At 62.6% G+C, this 14321-nt stretch carries 13 protein-coding genes; 12 read left to right on the top strand and 1 reads right to left on the bottom strand.

From position 1 onward, the window contains the following. Positions 1–428 precede the first annotated feature (428 nt). Positions 429–1319 carry a universal stress protein gene (locus GEV38_RS14680; RefSeq protein ID WP_054573259.1) on the bottom strand — a complete coding sequence of 297 codons (891 nt, stop codon included), beginning with the start codon at positions 1317–1319 and terminating at the stop codon, positions 429–431. Between the two features lie 147 nt (positions 1320–1466). Here GEV38_RS14680 and hisN point away from each other — a divergent pair, with 147 nt between their 5' ends. From hisN to GEV38_RS14620, 12 genes are all read left to right on the top strand, one after another. Then, positions 1467–2258, top strand: coding sequence for a histidinol-phosphatase (gene hisN / locus GEV38_RS14675; RefSeq protein WP_015270388.1), 792 nt, complete (start codon positions 1467–1469; stop codon positions 2256–2258). A gap of 225 nt (positions 2259–2483) precedes the next feature. Then, positions 2484–3215, top strand: a complete 732-nt coding sequence (locus GEV38_RS14670; RefSeq protein ID WP_043936158.1) for a hypothetical protein — start codon at positions 2484–2486, stop codon at positions 3213–3215. Positions 3216–3473: 258 nt separating this feature from the next. After that, positions 3474–4430, top strand: a complete 957-nt coding sequence (gene benR / locus GEV38_RS14665) for a benABC operon transcriptional activator BenR (RefSeq protein ID WP_015270386.1) — start codon at positions 3474–3476, stop codon at positions 4428–4430. A gap of 94 nt (positions 4431–4524) precedes the next feature. Then, positions 4525–5430: an RHS repeat-associated core domain-containing protein gene (locus GEV38_RS14660; protein ID WP_173895872.1), complete on the top strand. Its 906-nt coding sequence runs from the start codon at positions 4525–4527 to the stop codon at positions 5428–5430. 83 nt (positions 5431–5513) lie between these two features. Beyond that, positions 5514–6872 (top strand): benzoate 1,2-dioxygenase large subunit, encoded by a 1359-nt coding sequence (gene benA, locus GEV38_RS14655; protein WP_015270384.1) that lies wholly within the window; start codon positions 5514–5516, stop codon positions 6870–6872. Beyond that, entirely contained in the window at positions 6869–7354 is a 486-nt protein-coding gene (benB, locus tag GEV38_RS14650; RefSeq protein ID WP_015270383.1) for a benzoate 1,2-dioxygenase small subunit, read from the top strand. Before benA ends, benB begins: the two co-directional genes overlap by 4 nt. Positions 7355–7427: 73 nt before the next feature. Then, the gene (gene benC / locus GEV38_RS14645) at positions 7428–8438 is read left to right on the top strand and encodes a benzoate 1,2-dioxygenase electron transfer component BenC (protein WP_173895870.1); all 1011 of its coding nucleotides are present in this window, start codon (positions 7428–7430) and stop codon (positions 8436–8438) included. 145 nt (positions 8439–8583) lie between these two features. Next, positions 8584–9345, top strand: coding sequence for a 1,6-dihydroxycyclohexa-2,4-diene-1-carboxylate dehydrogenase (locus GEV38_RS14640; protein WP_013972676.1), 762 nt, complete (start codon positions 8584–8586; stop codon positions 9343–9345). A 57-nt stretch (positions 9346–9402) separates the two neighbouring features. Further along, entirely contained in the window at positions 9403–10731 is a 1329-nt protein-coding gene (locus GEV38_RS14635; RefSeq protein WP_054573261.1) for an aromatic acid/H+ symport family MFS transporter, read from the top strand. 30 nt (positions 10732–10761) lie between these two features. Then, a complete protein-coding gene (catA, locus tag GEV38_RS14630; RefSeq protein ID WP_054573262.1) occupies positions 10762–11676 on the top strand; it encodes a catechol 1,2-dioxygenase in 915 nt (304 codons plus the stop codon). A gap of 131 nt (positions 11677–11807) precedes the next feature. After that, positions 11808–13007: a benzoate/H(+) symporter BenE family transporter gene (locus GEV38_RS14625; protein WP_054573263.1), complete on the top strand. Its 1200-nt coding sequence runs from the start codon at positions 11808–11810 to the stop codon at positions 13005–13007. A gap of 54 nt (positions 13008–13061) precedes the next feature. Further along, positions 13062–14312 (top strand): OprD family porin, encoded by a 1251-nt coding sequence (locus GEV38_RS14620; RefSeq protein WP_054573264.1) that lies wholly within the window; start codon positions 13062–13064, stop codon positions 14310–14312. The last annotated feature ends 9 nt before the right edge of the window (positions 14313–14321 follow it).

Raw genomic sequence — 14321 nt, 5'->3', positions numbered from 1 at the left:
GTGGGGCGCTGAGGGTAGGGTGGGCAAGCGCCGAGAAACTACTACGAATCATTATCAAATGCATTATTTTTATGTGGCACTGGTGTACCAGATGCCAAGGGTAGAATCCGTGTTGGCTTCTTCGCGGGTAAACCCACTCCCACAGGGGGTTCACCAAGCCTGAGGTCAGTGGAATTCCTGTGGGAGATTGCCCAGCCCTTTGGGCTGCGCTTTCGCGCAGAGAACCAATATCGCTCGTCTGACGCGTCCTTTGTAGGAGCAGCCTTGTGCTGCGAAGAGGCCGGTACAGCCAATAGACAGGCTTTGTCAGCCCCGGCCTCTTCGCAGCACAAGGCTGCTCCTACAGAACCTCGCCGAACCAATGAGTCATGTGTTGTTCAATGAGAGCGGGTTCACCCGCGAAGAAGCCGGTGCAGGTATACCAGTACTCACCGAACCCCCTTGATCGCCAGCACATTGCACAGCGGATGCTCCAGCACATGCGCCGTGGTCCCGCCCAGGAACGTCTGCATGGCATCATGCCGGTGGCTGCCCATCACGATCACATCCGCCCGGCTGTGCCCGACGAACTGGGCAATCGCCTTGATCGCGGCCCCTTCCAGAAAGTGCCTGCGTTCCAGCGGGATCTGGTGGTGGTCGCCCAGCCGGTTGAACGCCGCCCGCTGCGCGGTGCGCACGCTGACATCGAAGCCGGGCATGGTCACCGTGCCAGCGCCGAAGTCGGCAATGTGCGTCTTGGCCGCGTCGCACACATGCAGCAGGTGCAACTCGGCATTGCACTGCAGGGCCAGGGCATGGGCGCAGCGGATCACCTGCTCATCCAGATGCTCGCCTGCGCCATGGCTGTTCAGGTCCACCGCGGCGGCAATCTGCCGGGGCAGGGGCAGGCGGATATCGCTGACCAGGTGCACGGCGACCGGGCTGTCCTTCAGCAACTGCCAGTCCAGTGGCGTTACCAGCAGGCGCTTGAGCACCGGTTCGTGCTGCACATCCTTGATCAGCAGGTCGCAGCCCAGGCGCTCGACCCGTTCCAGCACACTGCTCAACGGGTCGCGGGTCAGCAGCAGTTCGGTAGATACATCCAGGCCGGCGTTGGCCAGTTGCTCGGCTTCGTCCGCCAGCCATTGGCGGTTGTCACTGAGCAGCCGTTCCCGCTCGCGGCTATCGCTCATCAAACCGAAGGTATCGACATCGTCGACGAACACGTTGATATCCAGCAAGGCACCGCTGGATTCCGCCAGCGCCGCAGCGCGTTGCAGCGCTGGCGTGTGGCGCATCTGCGGGCCGAGCATGACGAACAGACGCTTGAACTGGCTCATCTCACACCTCCACGTGTGGCAGCCCCCCGGTGATCTGGTCTTGTTCAGTCTAGACCGCGCAGGGCGCATGAGCAGCCTGGCGGAGGCTGGCGCGGAACGGCGTGTCGGGTATGATGCGGGCCCCATCATTTTCACGAGGCCCGCCCCATGTCCCTGAGTGCTGAACAGATCGGCGAATTCCGCGCCTTTGCCGAGCAGCTGGCCGATGCCGCTGCCGTGGCGATCAAGCCATACTTTCGCGCCAGCCTGGACGTCGAGGACAAGGGTGGGCGCCTGTACGACCCGGTGACCGTGGCCGACAAGGCAGCCGAGGACGCCATGCGCGAGCTGATCCAGGCCCGCTATCCCGACCACGGCATCCTCGGTGAAGAAGCCGGCGTGGCAGTCGGCAGCAGCCCGCTGACCTGGGTGCTCGACCCGATCGACGGCACCCGCGCCTTCATCACCGGCCTGCCGCTGTGGGGCACGCTGATTGCCCTGAACGACGGCACGCACCCGGTGGTCGGGGTGATGAACCAGCCGTTCACCGGCGAACGCTTTGTCGGAACGCCGGAAGGCGCCTGGCGCAGCGGTGCGCCGTTGAAGACCCGCGCCTGTGCCGACCTGGCCTCGGCCACGTTGATGTGCACCACGCCGGACATGTTCGATACCGCCGCGCGCAAGGCTGCGTTCGAGGCCGTTGCCGGCAAGGCGCGCCTGATGCGTTACGGTGGCGATTGCTATGCCTATTGCATGCTGGCTTCCGGGTTCGTCGACGTGATCGTCGAGGCGAGCCTGCAGCCATATGACGTGCAGGCGCTGATGCCGATCATCGAAGGGGCGGGCGGGGTGATCACGGCGTGGGATGGTAGCAGTGCGCAGAATGGCGGGTGCGTGGTGGCCTGTGGTGACCCGGCGCTGCATGCGCAGGTGGTGGAGATGTTGCGTCACGCCATGTAATTCATGTAATGCCTGCGCCGGCCTCTTCGCGGGTAAACCCGCTCCTACAGGTTCTGCGCAGTTTTCAAGATTTGTGGTGATCCTGTGGGCGCGGGTTTACCCGCGAAGCGGCCGGCACAGGTATGCAAAACCCCCGATCACCGCACTTTTTCCAATTTCCGGGCTCTATGCATGGCCAGGCCACACTGATCCACGGTGCGGCCGCCGAATATCGACCCGGTGCCGATGGTTGCAAGCAAGCCAAAATTCTTCCCCCGCCTGCTAATGGCAGGCGCCCTCACATGCCTGTGCGCCTGCACCCAGCAGCAGGGCCGCGACGTGCTCGACCAGTTCGGCAACGGCAAACCCAGCGAGCTGTTCCAGACCAGCGTCGATCGCCTGGCCACGCTGTCCATGCGCGATAACCTGCAGAGCTTGTACCTGCTGATGAACAAGCTGTACCTGCGCAACCCCAATCAGTGGAAGCTGTCCGGCTACGTGGATGCTGCAACTGCCGAGGGGCAGATCCGTATCGCCATCGAGCAACGCCAGCCCTTGCCACAACTAGGCAACCGTCGCGACCTGGCAGCCTTGAGCTACGCCCTGAGCCCCGAGTTTCGCGGTGACCGGGTCGGTGCGTTCATCTACGCCATCGGCAGCATGCTGATTACCGCGCACGGCGGCCGTACAGAGTTCTACATGACCGATACCATCGACCCGCTGTTCGTCAACAACGCGGCACGCAATATCGAGAAGGCCACCTGGATGTTGAGCCAGCGGCAGGATGCCAATGGTGTGCTGCTGTTGTTCTCCAACGAAATCTCGGAAGAGGGCAGCAACCTGAGTTTTGCCGTGGAGTTCGGCAAGATCGTGGCACGGCTGGATTTGCTGGCGGAGTTGCTGGATGAGCGGTATAGGAGGATTGGGTTGAATTATGCGCAAAGCCTGTTGTTGATGAACTTCCTGCCGGTGCAGTGAAGTGAGCGTTGCCGGGTTGCCTGAGCCGTTCGATAAACGAACACTGACCTGTCCTTACTGTTCGCTATCCGCCCATCCATTCCCAAGGTCGCATTGCCCAACCCCCGCCTTTTTGCTTAAGTGTGCCCATCCACCGGTTGTCGCCTGCCCCCGCGACCCGCAACCGGCTCGGTAGAATGACCGTGACGACCGCAACCACAGCCCGCCGGGCCGTAGGATGCGGCAACCAGAACAATAACGATCCGGGTAACCTTGCCTATGGAAAGCCGCCTGCTGAGCGAGCGCAGTAGCGTGTTTCATCACGCCGACCCTTATGCTGTGTCCGATTATGTCAACCAGCACGTAGGCCAGCATTGCATCGGTTTGTCTCGCACCACTCATCCGCAAGCCAGCCTCAGCCACCGCAAGTTCGCTGAGCTGGACCTTTGCCGCATCAGCTACGGCGGCAGCGTGCGCGTTACCTCGCCGGCACTGGAAACCATCTACCACCTGCAGGTGCTGCTCAATGGCAACTGCCTGTGGCGCGGGCACAAGCGCGAGCACCACCTGGTGCCGGGCGAACTATTGTTGATCAACCCCGACGACCCGGTTGACCTGACCTACTCGGAAGACTGCGAGAAGTTCATCCTCAAGGTGCCGACCCGGCTACTGGATTCGATCTGCGACGAACAGCGCTGGCACCGCCCTGATGGCGGGGTGCGGTTCTTGCGCAACCATTACCGGCTGGACGAGCTGGACGGGTTCGTCAACCTGCTGGGCATGGTCTGCCAGGAAGCAGAGGTGAGCGATTCGCTGCCCAGGGTGCAGGGCCACTACAGCCAGATCGTCGCCAGCAAGCTGCTGACCTTGATGAGCACCAATATCCGTCGCGAATGCCTGAGCGCACCGCAAGCGGGGCTTGAGCGCATTCTTGAGTACATTGAGCGCAACCTGAAGCTGGAGCTGTCGGCTGAAGTTCTGGCGGAGCAGGCATGCATGAGTTTACGTTCGTTGTATGCGCTGTTTGACCAGCATTTGGGTACCACACCCAAGCATTACGTACGCCAGCGCAAGCTGGAGCGGGTGCATGCGTGCCTGAGCGACTCGACTTGTGGGGTTCGCAGCGTGACAGAGCTTGCTCTGGATTACGGATTTCTGCATTTGGGGCGGTTTTCCGAGGTGTATCGGCAGCAGTTTGGTGAGCTGCCTTCGCAGACGTTCAAGCGACGAGGATGAGGCCAGCTAGCTCGGCCACCTGATATTTTTGCTAGTTGTTCGCATTTAATGCTCGACCCACCATTTGCTTTATTTCGGGTAAAAGGTGGCAACCATGTCGACGTTACAGAAGGATCTCTATTTCTATTCCCCCGAAGGCCTCGCGCTGGTCAAACATACCGGCGCAGGGGCTTCGGCTTTGCTGCGGGGCGCTGGCCGGGCACTGGCACAGCGCAATGGTGGGCAGGCGGCGTTCTACGCCATGGACGAGCATGGATCTATCTTGCAGTTTCCCCCTTGTTCGCTGCAGTACACAGTTTATGGATTTGATGGAAACGAGCAATGCGCAACTGTACTTCGCTACAGCGGGCAGAAAAAAGAGTCTGTAACAGGGCACTACTTGTTGGGGGAGGGATATCGTGCGCTCAACCCGGGTTTGATGCGGTTCAACAGCCCGGACAGCTTGAGCCCAATGGGTGCTGGAGGAACAAACTGTTACGCCTATTGTGGTGGTGATCCAGTTAATAATACTGACCCCAGCGGTCATATAGTTGTTCCAAAAGTAAAACTCCCAAGCATCCGGCCTAAGGCTGGAAGCACCAAAAGCGGGTATAGCATCAATCCAGATTTCAACGGAGGCAAGTCTGCCCCCCGTGTAGTAGGCCAGCATGTTGTAAAGGCGGTTGATGCACTGGGTCGTGGTTATGGGAATCAAATAGAACCAATCATGAACGCGGCTATATGGTCTGATGGGCAGAAGTTGCTGGTGGAGGGTAGCGTCTTAACGTTGTCAACTCGTATTGCGAAAAAAGGGTGGCTGATTGATAGAACGCCAGTTAACTGGAGCAGTGGCCGCAATTGGCTTATAGCGGAGCGGGAACAGAATCTTGAAGCATTCGTGGTTCTTGACGCGCTCCATAGTCGCATGAAAGCAGCTGAGGAGATACCTCAAGTAAACAGCTGGCTCCATGACCCCAAACGGCTGAGTCAACAAGTGCGAGACCCCGGCAAAGCTGGATAACACTCTGCACAATCCGGATAGTCCCCCGCCAGCCGTCTCCCTAACCTGACCAGGTCTAAACAATAACAAGGGAGACCCTGGCCATGTCCCTGGGATTCGACTACCTCAATGCCTTGCTCGAGGACGACCGTGAAAAGGGCATCTACCGCTGCAAGCGCGAGATGTTCACCGACCCACGCCTGTTCGACCTGGAGATGAAACACATCTTCGAGGGCAACTGGATCTACCTGGCCCATGAAAGCCAGATCCCCGAGAAAAACGACTTCCTCACCCTGACCATGGGGCGCCAGCCGATCTTCATCGCGCGCAACAAGGACGGTGAGCTCAACGCCTTCCTCAATGCCTGCAGCCACCGCGGCGCCATGCTCTGCCGGCACAAGCGCGGCAACCGCGCCAGCTACACCTGCCCGTTCCACGGCTGGACCTTCAACAACAGCGGCAAGCTGCTCAAGGTCAAAGACCCAAGCAACGCCGGCTACCCCGACAGCTTCAACTGCGACGGCTCCCACGACCTGACCAAGGTGGCACGCTTCGAGTCGTACCGTGGCTTCCTGTTCGGCAGCCTGAAGGCCGACGTCAAGCCGTTGGTCGAGCACCTGGGCGAGTCGGCCAAGATCATCGACATGATCGTCGACCAGTCGCCGGAAGGCCTGGAAGTGCTGCGTGGCGCCAGTTCGTACATCTACGAAGGCAACTGGAAGCTAACCGCCGAGAACGGCGCCGACGGCTACCACGTCAGCTCCGTGCACTGGAACTATGCCGCCACCCAGAACCAGCGCAAGCAGCGCGAGGCGGGTGACGAGATCAAGACCATGAGCGCCGGTGCCTGGGCCAAGCAGGGCGGTGGCTTCTACTCCTTCGACCACGGCCACCTGCTGCTGTGGACCCGCTGGGCCAACCCCGAGGACCGCCCGGCCTACGAGCGCCGCAACCAACTGGCCGCCGACTTCGGCCAGGCCCGTGCCGACTGGATGATCGAGAACTCGCGCAACCTGTGCCTGTACCCGAACGTGTACCTGATGGACCAGTTCAGCTCGCAGATCCGCATCGCCCGGCCGATTTCGGTGAACAAGACCGAAATCACCATCTACTGCATCGCGCCGAAAGGCGAGAGCGCCGATGCCCGCGCCAAGCGCATTCGCCAGTACGAAGACTTCTTCAACGTCAGCGGCATGGCCACCCCCGACGACCTGGAAGAGTTTCGCTCGTGCCAGACCGGCTACGGCGGCGGTACCGGCTGGAACGACATGTCCCGCGGCGCTGAACACTGGGTGGAAGGCGCCGACGAGGCGGCCCGGGAAATCGAGCTCAAGCCGCTGCTGTCGGGCGTACGCACCGAGGACGAAGGCCTGTTCGTGCTGCAGCACAAGTACTGGCAGGAAACCATGATCCAGGCCTTGAAGGATGAACAGCAACTGATCCCCGTGGAGGCCGTGCAATGAGCCTGTATGCAACCGTGCGCGACTTCCTTTTCCGCGAAGCGCGTTACCTGGATGACGCCCAGTGGGATCAGTGGCTGGAAATGTACGCCAGTGATTGCACCTTCTGGATGCCGAGCTGGGACGATGACGACACCCTTACCGAAGACCCACAAAGCGAAATCTCGCTGATCTGGTACGGCAACCGAGGCGGCCTGGAAGACCGGGTGTTCCGCATCAAGACCGAGCGCTCCAGTGCAACCGTGCCCGACACCCGCACCTCGCACAACATCAGCAACATCGAGATCGTCGAGCAGGGCGAGGGCAGCTGCCAGGTGCGCTTCAACTGGCACACCCTGAGCTTCCGCTACAAGACCACCGACAGTTACTTCGGCACCAGCTTCTACAACCTCGACCTGCGCGGCGAGCAGCCGCTGATCAAGGCCAAGAAGGTGGTGCTGAAGAACGACTACGTTCGCCAGGTCATCGACATCTACCACATCTGATCCAGGGTTTTTGCGAGCGCTGCCCGGAGCGTCCTGCGACGTGCCGTGGCCAGGCTCGCCCGCGAGGTGCAACATGAGCTACCAGATCGCACTGAATTTCGAAGACGGGGTTACCCGCTTCATCGAGGCCGCCGGCCATGAAACCGTGGCCGACGCCGCCTACCGCCAGGGCATCAACATCCCGCTGGACTGCCGCGACGGCGCCTGCGGTACCTGCAAGTGCAAGGCCGAGTCCGGCCGCTACGACCTGGGCGACAACCTCATCGAAGATGCCCTGAGCGAAGATGAAATCTCCGAAGGTTACGTACTGACCTGCCAGATGCGCGCCGAGAGCGACTGCGTCATCCGCATCCCGGCCTCGTCGCAGCTGTGCAAGACCGAACAGGCCAGTTTCGAGGCCGCCATCAGTGATGTCCGCCAATTGTCGGCCAGCACCATTGCCCTGTCGATCAAGGGTGAATCCCTCAGCCGCCTGGCCTTCCTGCCGGGGCAATATGTCAACCTCAAGGTGCCGGGCAGCGAGCAGAGCCGAGCCTATTCGTTCAGCTCGCTGCAGAAGGACGGCGAGGTCAGCTTCCTGATCCGCAACGTGCCGGGTGGGTTGATGAGCAGTTTCCTGACCAACCTGGCCAAGGCCGGCGACAGCATGACCCTGGCCGGGCCGCTGGGCAGCTTCTACCTGCGGCCGATCCAGCGCCCGCTGTTGCTGCTGGCCGGTGGTACGGGCCTGGCGCCGTTCACGGCGATGCTGGAGAAGATCGCCGAGCAGGGTAGCGAGCACCCGCTGCACCTGATCTACGGCGTGACCAACGACTTCGACCTGGTCGAACTCGACCGCCTGCAGGCGCTGGCGGCGCGCATCCCCAACTTCACCTTCAGTGCCTGCGTGGCCAACCCGGACAGCCAGTACCCGCAGAAGGGCTACGTGACCCAGCACATCGAACCGCGCCACCTCAACGATGGTGATGTGGATGTGTACCTGTGCGGCCCGCCACCGATGGTCGAGGCGGTCAGCCAGTACGTGCGCGAGCAGGGCATTACCCCGGTGAACTTCTACTACGAGAAGTTCGCGGCGGCGGCCTGATTCCTTTTATTCCAAGTAATACGCCGACCCTGTGGGAGCGGGCGTGCCCGCGAAGAGGCCAGCAGGTTCAACAACTTTGTCTGGTCGGACGCATTCGCGGGCATGCCCGCTCCCACAGGAACCGTGGCGAACCGGAGAGATGGATATGAACAACCGATTCCAAGGCAAGGTCGCCCTGGTCACCGGTGCCGCCCAGGGCATCGGCCGTGGCGTGTGCTGGCGGCTTAAGGCCGAAGGCGCGCAAGTGATAGCGGTAGACCGCTCCGAACTGGTTCACGAACTGGCCAGCGAGGGCATGCTCACCCTCACCGCCGACCTGGAACAATATGGTGACTGCGCCAGGGTAATGGCCAACGCGGTTGAAGCGTTCGGCCGCCTCGACATCCTGGTCAACAACGTTGGCGGCACCATCTGGGCCAAGCCCTTCGAACACTACGAAGTGGACCAGATCGAAGCCGAAGTACGCCGTTCGCTGTTCCCCACCCTGTGGTGCTGCCATGCCGCACTGCCATACATGCTCGAGCGTGGCAGCGGCGCCATCGTCAACGTCTCGTCCATCGCCACCCGTGGCGTCAACCGCGTGCCCTACGGCGCAGCCAAGGGTGGCGTCAACGCGCTGACTGCGTGCCTGGCCTTTGAAACCGCCGGCCGTGGCATCCGGGTCAACGCCACTGCTCCCGGCGGCACCGAAGCGCCACCCCGGCGCGTACCGCGCAACAGTGCCGAGCAGACCGAACAGGAAAAGCACTGGTACCAGCAGATCGTCGACCAGACCCTCGACAGCAGCCTGATGCACCGCTACGGCAGCATCGACGAGCAGGTCGGCGCGATCCTGTTCCTCGCTTCCGACGAAGCCTCGTACATCACCGGCGTGACCTTGCCGGTAGGGGGCGGCGACCTCGGCTGAGCGACACCCCTAGGCAAAAAGCTTTCTTTCACAACAAAAACAAGAGCGACAGATGCCATGCGAACCCTTGACGTACACCCGATCATCGATAATGCGCGCTTTACCCCCTTCCACTGGATGGTCATGGCCTGGTGCGGCCTGCTGCTGATCTTCGACGGCTATGACTTGTTCATCTACGGCGTGGTACTGCCGGTCATCATGAAAGAGTGGGGCCTGACCCCGTTGCAGGCCGGTGCACTGGGCAGCTATGCGCTGTTCGGCATGATGTTCGGCGCCCTGGCGTTCGGCAGCCTGGCCGATCGCATCGGGCGCAAGAAGGGCATCGCCATCTGTTTTGCCTTGTTCTCCGGGGCGACCATCCTCAACGGGTTTGCCAGCAGCCCGAGCGAGTTCGGCATCTACCGCTTCATTGCCGGCCTGGGCTGTGGCGGCCTGATGCCCAACGCCGTGGCACTGATGAACGAGTACGCGCCCAAGCGACTGCGCAGTACGTTGGTAGCGATCATGTTCAGTGGCTACTCGCTGGGCGGCATGCTCTCGGCGGGTGTCGGCATCTTCATGCTGCCGCGTTTCGGCTGGGAATCGATGTTCTTCGCCGCAGCGGTGCCACTGCTGTTGTTGCCGGTAATCCTGTACTACCTCCCTGAATCGATCGGTTTCCTGGTACGCCAGGGCCGTACCGACGAGGCCCGCAAGCTGCTCAAGCGGCTGGACCCGGATTGCGACGTGAAGGCGGACGATGCGCTGCAGGCGGCCGACCGCAAAGGCAGCGGGGCGTCGGTGCTGGAACTGTTTCGCAACGGCCTGGCCATTCGCACCCTGGCGCTGTGGCTGGCGTTCTTCTGCTGCCTGCTGATGGTCTACGCGCTCAGCTCCTGGCTGCCGAAGCTGATGGCCAACGCCGGCTACAGCCTGGGCTCGAGCCTGTCGTTCCTGCTGGCGCTGAACTTCGGTGGCATGGCCGGGGCGATTCTCGGTGGCTGGCTGGGCGACCGTTACAGCCTGGTCAAAGTCAAAGTGGCGTTCTTCATCGCCGCCGCGCTGTCGATCAGCCTGCTGGGCGTCAACAGCCCGATGCCGGTGCTGTACCTGCTGATCTTCATTGCCGGCGCCACCACCATCGGCACGCAGATCCTGCTGTATGCCGGCGCCGCTCAACTCTACGGGCTATCGGTGCGCTCCACCGGGCTGGGCTGGGCCTCGGGCATCGGCCGCAACGGTGCCATCGTCGGCCCGCTGCTGGGTGGTGCGCTGATGGGCATCAACCTGCCCCTGCAGCTCAATTTCATTGCTTTCGCCATCCCTGGCGCAATTGCCGCGCTGGCCATGGCCGTGCACCTGGCCAGCGGCCGTCGGCACGCCCAGGCGGTTGCGGCACAGGCGTAACTCCAGAAAAACAACATGAGGTAAACCACCATGACCGTGAAAATTTCCCACACTGCCGAGGTACAGCAGTTCTTCGAAGAGGCCGCAGGCTTCGGCAACGATGCCGGCAGCCCGCGCCTTAAGCGCATCGTGCAACGCGTGCTGCAGGACACCGCGCGGCTGATCGAAGACCTGGACATCAGCGAAGACGAGTTCTGGCATGCCGTCGACTACCTCAACCGCCTTGGTGGCCGCGGGGAGGCCGGGTTGCTGGTGGCTGGGTTGGGCATCGAGCACTTCCTCGACCTGCTGCAGGATGCCAAGGACCAGCAAGCAGGCCTTGTCGGCGGCACTCCACGCACCATCGAAGGCCCGCTGTACGTGGCCGGCGCGCCGATCGCCGAAGGTGAAGTACGCATGGATGACGGTAGCGAGGAGGGCGTGGCCACGCCGATGTACCTCGAGGGCCAGGTGCTCGACCCACAAGGGCGGCCGTTGCCTGGGGCCACGGTCGACCTGTGGCATGCCAATACCCGTGGCACCTATTCGTTCTTCGACCAGAGCCAGTCCGAGTACAACCTGCGCCGACGCATCATCACCGATGGCGAAGGCCGCTACCGCGCGCGCTCCATCGTGCCGTCCGGGTATGGCTGCGATCCACAGGGGCCGACCCAGGAGTGCCTGGACCTGCTCGGCCGTCACGGCCAGCGTCCGGCGCATGTGCACTTCTTTATCTCGGCACCGGGGTACCGACACCTGACCACGCAGATCAACCTGGCCGGAGACAAGTACCTGTGGGATGACTTTGCCTATGCCACGCGGGATGGGCTGGTGGGCGAGGTGGTGTTCGTCGAGGGCGAGGCGGGGCGACATGCCGAGTTGAAATTCGACTTCCAGTTGCAGCAGGCCCGGGGCGGTGCCAATGAGCAGCGCAGTGGGCGGCCGCGGGCTTTGCAAGAGGCCTGAGGCCTTATCGCCGGCAAGCCAGCTCCCACAGGATCACCACAGGGCTGAAACCAGTGGGATCCCTGTGGGAGCTGGCTTGCCGGCGATCAAGGGCGCAGCCCTTGCCATACATCACCGATGCGAGAGGTGCCATGAAAACCCTGATCAAGGACAGTTCACTGTCCGCCATCGTCGCCGGCTGCATCGCCACGATGATCTCCTACGCAGGCCCCTTGGTGATCATCTTCCACGCCGCAGAAGCTGCCGGCCTGTCCCATCGGCAACTGTCCTCCTGGGTCTGGGCAGTGTCCATGGGCAGTGCCGTACTCGGCGCGCTGCTCAGCCTGCGCTACCGGGTGCCGGTGGTGATCGCCTGGTCGATCCCTGGCTCGGCGCTGCTGGTCACCGCCTTGCCGCAACTGGGCCTGGAACAGGCCGTTGGCGCCTACCTGGTAGCCAACCTGTTCCTGCTGCTGATCGGCATCAGCGGGGCCTTCGACCGCATCATCGCGCGCCTGCCGGGCTCCATCGCCGCCGGCATGCAGGCCGGCATCCTGTTCAGCTTCGGCATCGAGGTGTTCCGCGCCTTGCCGGTGCAACCGCTGCTGGTACTGGTGATGTTCGTCACCTACGTGCTGATGCGCCGGGTGCAGCCGCGCTACGCCGTGGCGGCGGTGCTGTGCGTGGGCACGCTGGTGACCGTGGCCAGCGGTGCGTTTCGCAGCGAGGCATTGGTGCTGGAGCTGGCGTCGCCGCAGTGGGTCACCCCGCAGTTCAGCCTGGCAGCGGTATTCAGCCTGGCACTGCCGCTGGTGCTGGTGGCCCTTACCGGGCAGTTCATGCCGGGCATGGCAGTACTGCGCAACGCCGGCTACCCCACGCCGGCCAGCCCGATCATTAGTGCCAGCGCGCTGGCCGGTGCCGCGCTGGCGCCGTTCGGTTGCCACGGGCTGAACCTGGCGGCGGTCACTGCCAGCCTGTGCACTGGCCATGAAGCCCATGAAAACCCACGGCGGCGCTATGTCGCGGCGGTGGCTGGCAGTGCGCTGTACCTGCTGCTGGGGATCGCCGGGGCCACGCTGATGTCGCTGTTTGCAGCATTCCCCGCCGCCCTGATCGCCGCCCTGGCCGGGCTGGCCCTGTATGGCGCCATCAGCGAAGCCCTGGCCCGCAGCCTGGCGGAACCAACCGAGCGCGATGCCGGGCTGTTCACCTTCCTGGTCACCGCTTCGGGGGTGGCCTTCCTGGGCCTGTCGGCAGCGTTCTGGGGCTTGCTGTTCGGCCTGCTGAGCCATGGGTTGCTCAGGCTGCGCCAGCCACGTGCCCGGGAGGTGCTGCGCCGTACCCCATGAACCGCCGTGCTTCCAACGCTTTACCCATAAAAACAAGATCAAGAGAGCTTCGGAATGAACCACACCCCTTGCGTCGCCCTGGGCCTGACTTTGCTCAGCCAACCGTTGCTGGCCGCCGAAGGCGGCTTCTTCGAAGATTCGAAGGCCACCCTGAGTGCCCGTAACTACTACTTCAGCCGCGACTTCTCCGACATCGTCGGGGCAAACCGGCAATCCAAGGCCGAGGAGTGGGCCCAGGGCTTCATCCTCGACTTCAAGTCGGGCTACACCCCGGGCACGGTCGGCTTTGGCATTGATGCCCTGGGCCTGCTGGGCATCAAGCTCGACAGCAGCCCAGACCGCACCAATACCGGGTTGCTGCCGGTGCACGGCGACGGCCGCGCCGCCGACGAATACAGCCGCCTGGCGCCCACCTTCAAGGCCCGGCTGTCCAAAACCGAATTGCGCGTCGGCGAACTGCAACCCAACCTGCCGGTGCTGACCTTCAGCGACATCCGCCTGTTGCCACCGACCTACCAGGGCGCCAGCCTGAGCTCGGCGGAAATCGACGGCCTGACCGTGCAGGCCGGGCACCTGAAAAGCACCCACCTGCGCAACGAAGGCGGCGACGGCAAGATGAATGCCATGCTCGGCCATGTGCCGATCCGCCAGGTAGAAAGCGACGCCTTCAACTACCTGGGCGGTGACTATGCGTTCAATGCCAACCAGAGCAGCGTCAGCCTGTGGTATGGGCAGCTTGAGGACATTTACGAACAGGGCTTTGTCGGCCTCAAGCACAGCAAGCCCCTGGGCAACTGGGTGCTCAGTGCCAACCTGGGGTATTTCACCGCGCGCGAGGACGGCGATGCGTTGCTCGGCAACATCGACAACCAGGCGTTCTTCTCGATGTTCACTGCCCGGCATGGCGGGCACAGCTTCCATGCCGGCTACCAGGGCATTTATGGCGACAGCCCGTTCCCACGGGTGTTCGCCAACATCTCGCCGCTGGGTAACGAAGTACCGACCTATGAGTTCGCCTACACCGACGAACGCTCGTACCAGGTGCGCTACGACTACAACTTCGCGGCCATGGGCGTGCCGGGGCTGACCGCGACCGTGCGCTACATAACCGGTAACAATGTCGATACCGGGCTGGGTTACGAAGGGCGCGACCGCGAGCGCGACCTGGACATCGGTTATGCGGTGCAGGGCGGTGTGCTGAAGGGGCTGGGGATCCGGGTGCGCAATGCCATGGCCCGGTCCAACTACCGCAGCGACATCGACGAGAACCGCTTGACGCTGGTGTACACCTGGCAGTTGTTCTGAATCATCCAT

The organism is Pseudomonas sp. 13159349 (genome assembly GCF_013305685.1).
Lineage (GTDB): Bacteria > Pseudomonadota > Gammaproteobacteria > Pseudomonadales > Pseudomonadaceae > Aquipseudomonas > Aquipseudomonas asiatica.
This window is presented reverse-complemented; position numbering and strand designations above follow the sequence as displayed.

Excerpts from the sequence above, each read along its gene's own strand:
- GEV38_RS14670 (WP_043936158.1), top strand. The coding sequence starts at position 2,484 with ATGGTTGCAAGCAAGCCAAAATTCTTCCCCCGCCTGCTAATGGCAGGC.
- GEV38_RS14635 (WP_054573261.1), top strand. The coding sequence starts at position 9,403 with ATGCGAACCCTTGACGTACACCCGATCATCGATAATGCGCGCTTTACC.
- GEV38_RS14640 (WP_013972676.1), top strand. The coding sequence starts at position 8,584 with ATGAACAACCGATTCCAAGGCAAGGTCGCCCTGGTCACCGGTGCCGCC.
- catA (WP_054573262.1), top strand. The coding sequence starts at position 10,762 with ATGACCGTGAAAATTTCCCACACTGCCGAGGTACAGCAGTTCTTCGAA.
- GEV38_RS14625 (WP_054573263.1), top strand. The coding sequence starts at position 11,808 with ATGAAAACCCTGATCAAGGACAGTTCACTGTCCGCCATCGTCGCCGGC.
- hisN (WP_015270388.1), top strand. The coding sequence starts at position 1,467 with ATGTCCCTGAGTGCTGAACAGATCGGCGAATTCCGCGCCTTTGCCGAG.
- GEV38_RS14620 (WP_054573264.1), top strand. The coding sequence starts at position 13,062 with ATGAACCACACCCCTTGCGTCGCCCTGGGCCTGACTTTGCTCAGCCAA.
- GEV38_RS14660 (WP_173895872.1), top strand. The coding sequence starts at position 4,525 with ATGTCGACGTTACAGAAGGATCTCTATTTCTATTCCCCCGAAGGCCTC.
- benB (WP_015270383.1), top strand. The coding sequence starts at position 6,869 with ATGAGCCTGTATGCAACCGTGCGCGACTTCCTTTTCCGCGAAGCGCGT.
- benC (WP_173895870.1), top strand. The coding sequence starts at position 7,428 with ATGAGCTACCAGATCGCACTGAATTTCGAAGACGGGGTTACCCGCTTC.
- benR (WP_015270386.1), top strand. The coding sequence starts at position 3,474 with ATGGAAAGCCGCCTGCTGAGCGAGCGCAGTAGCGTGTTTCATCACGCC.
- GEV38_RS14680 (WP_054573259.1), bottom strand. The coding sequence starts at position 1,319 with ATGAGCCAGTTCAAGCGTCTGTTCGTCATGCTCGGCCCGCAGATGCGC.
- benA (WP_015270384.1), top strand. The coding sequence starts at position 5,514 with ATGTCCCTGGGATTCGACTACCTCAATGCCTTGCTCGAGGACGACCGT.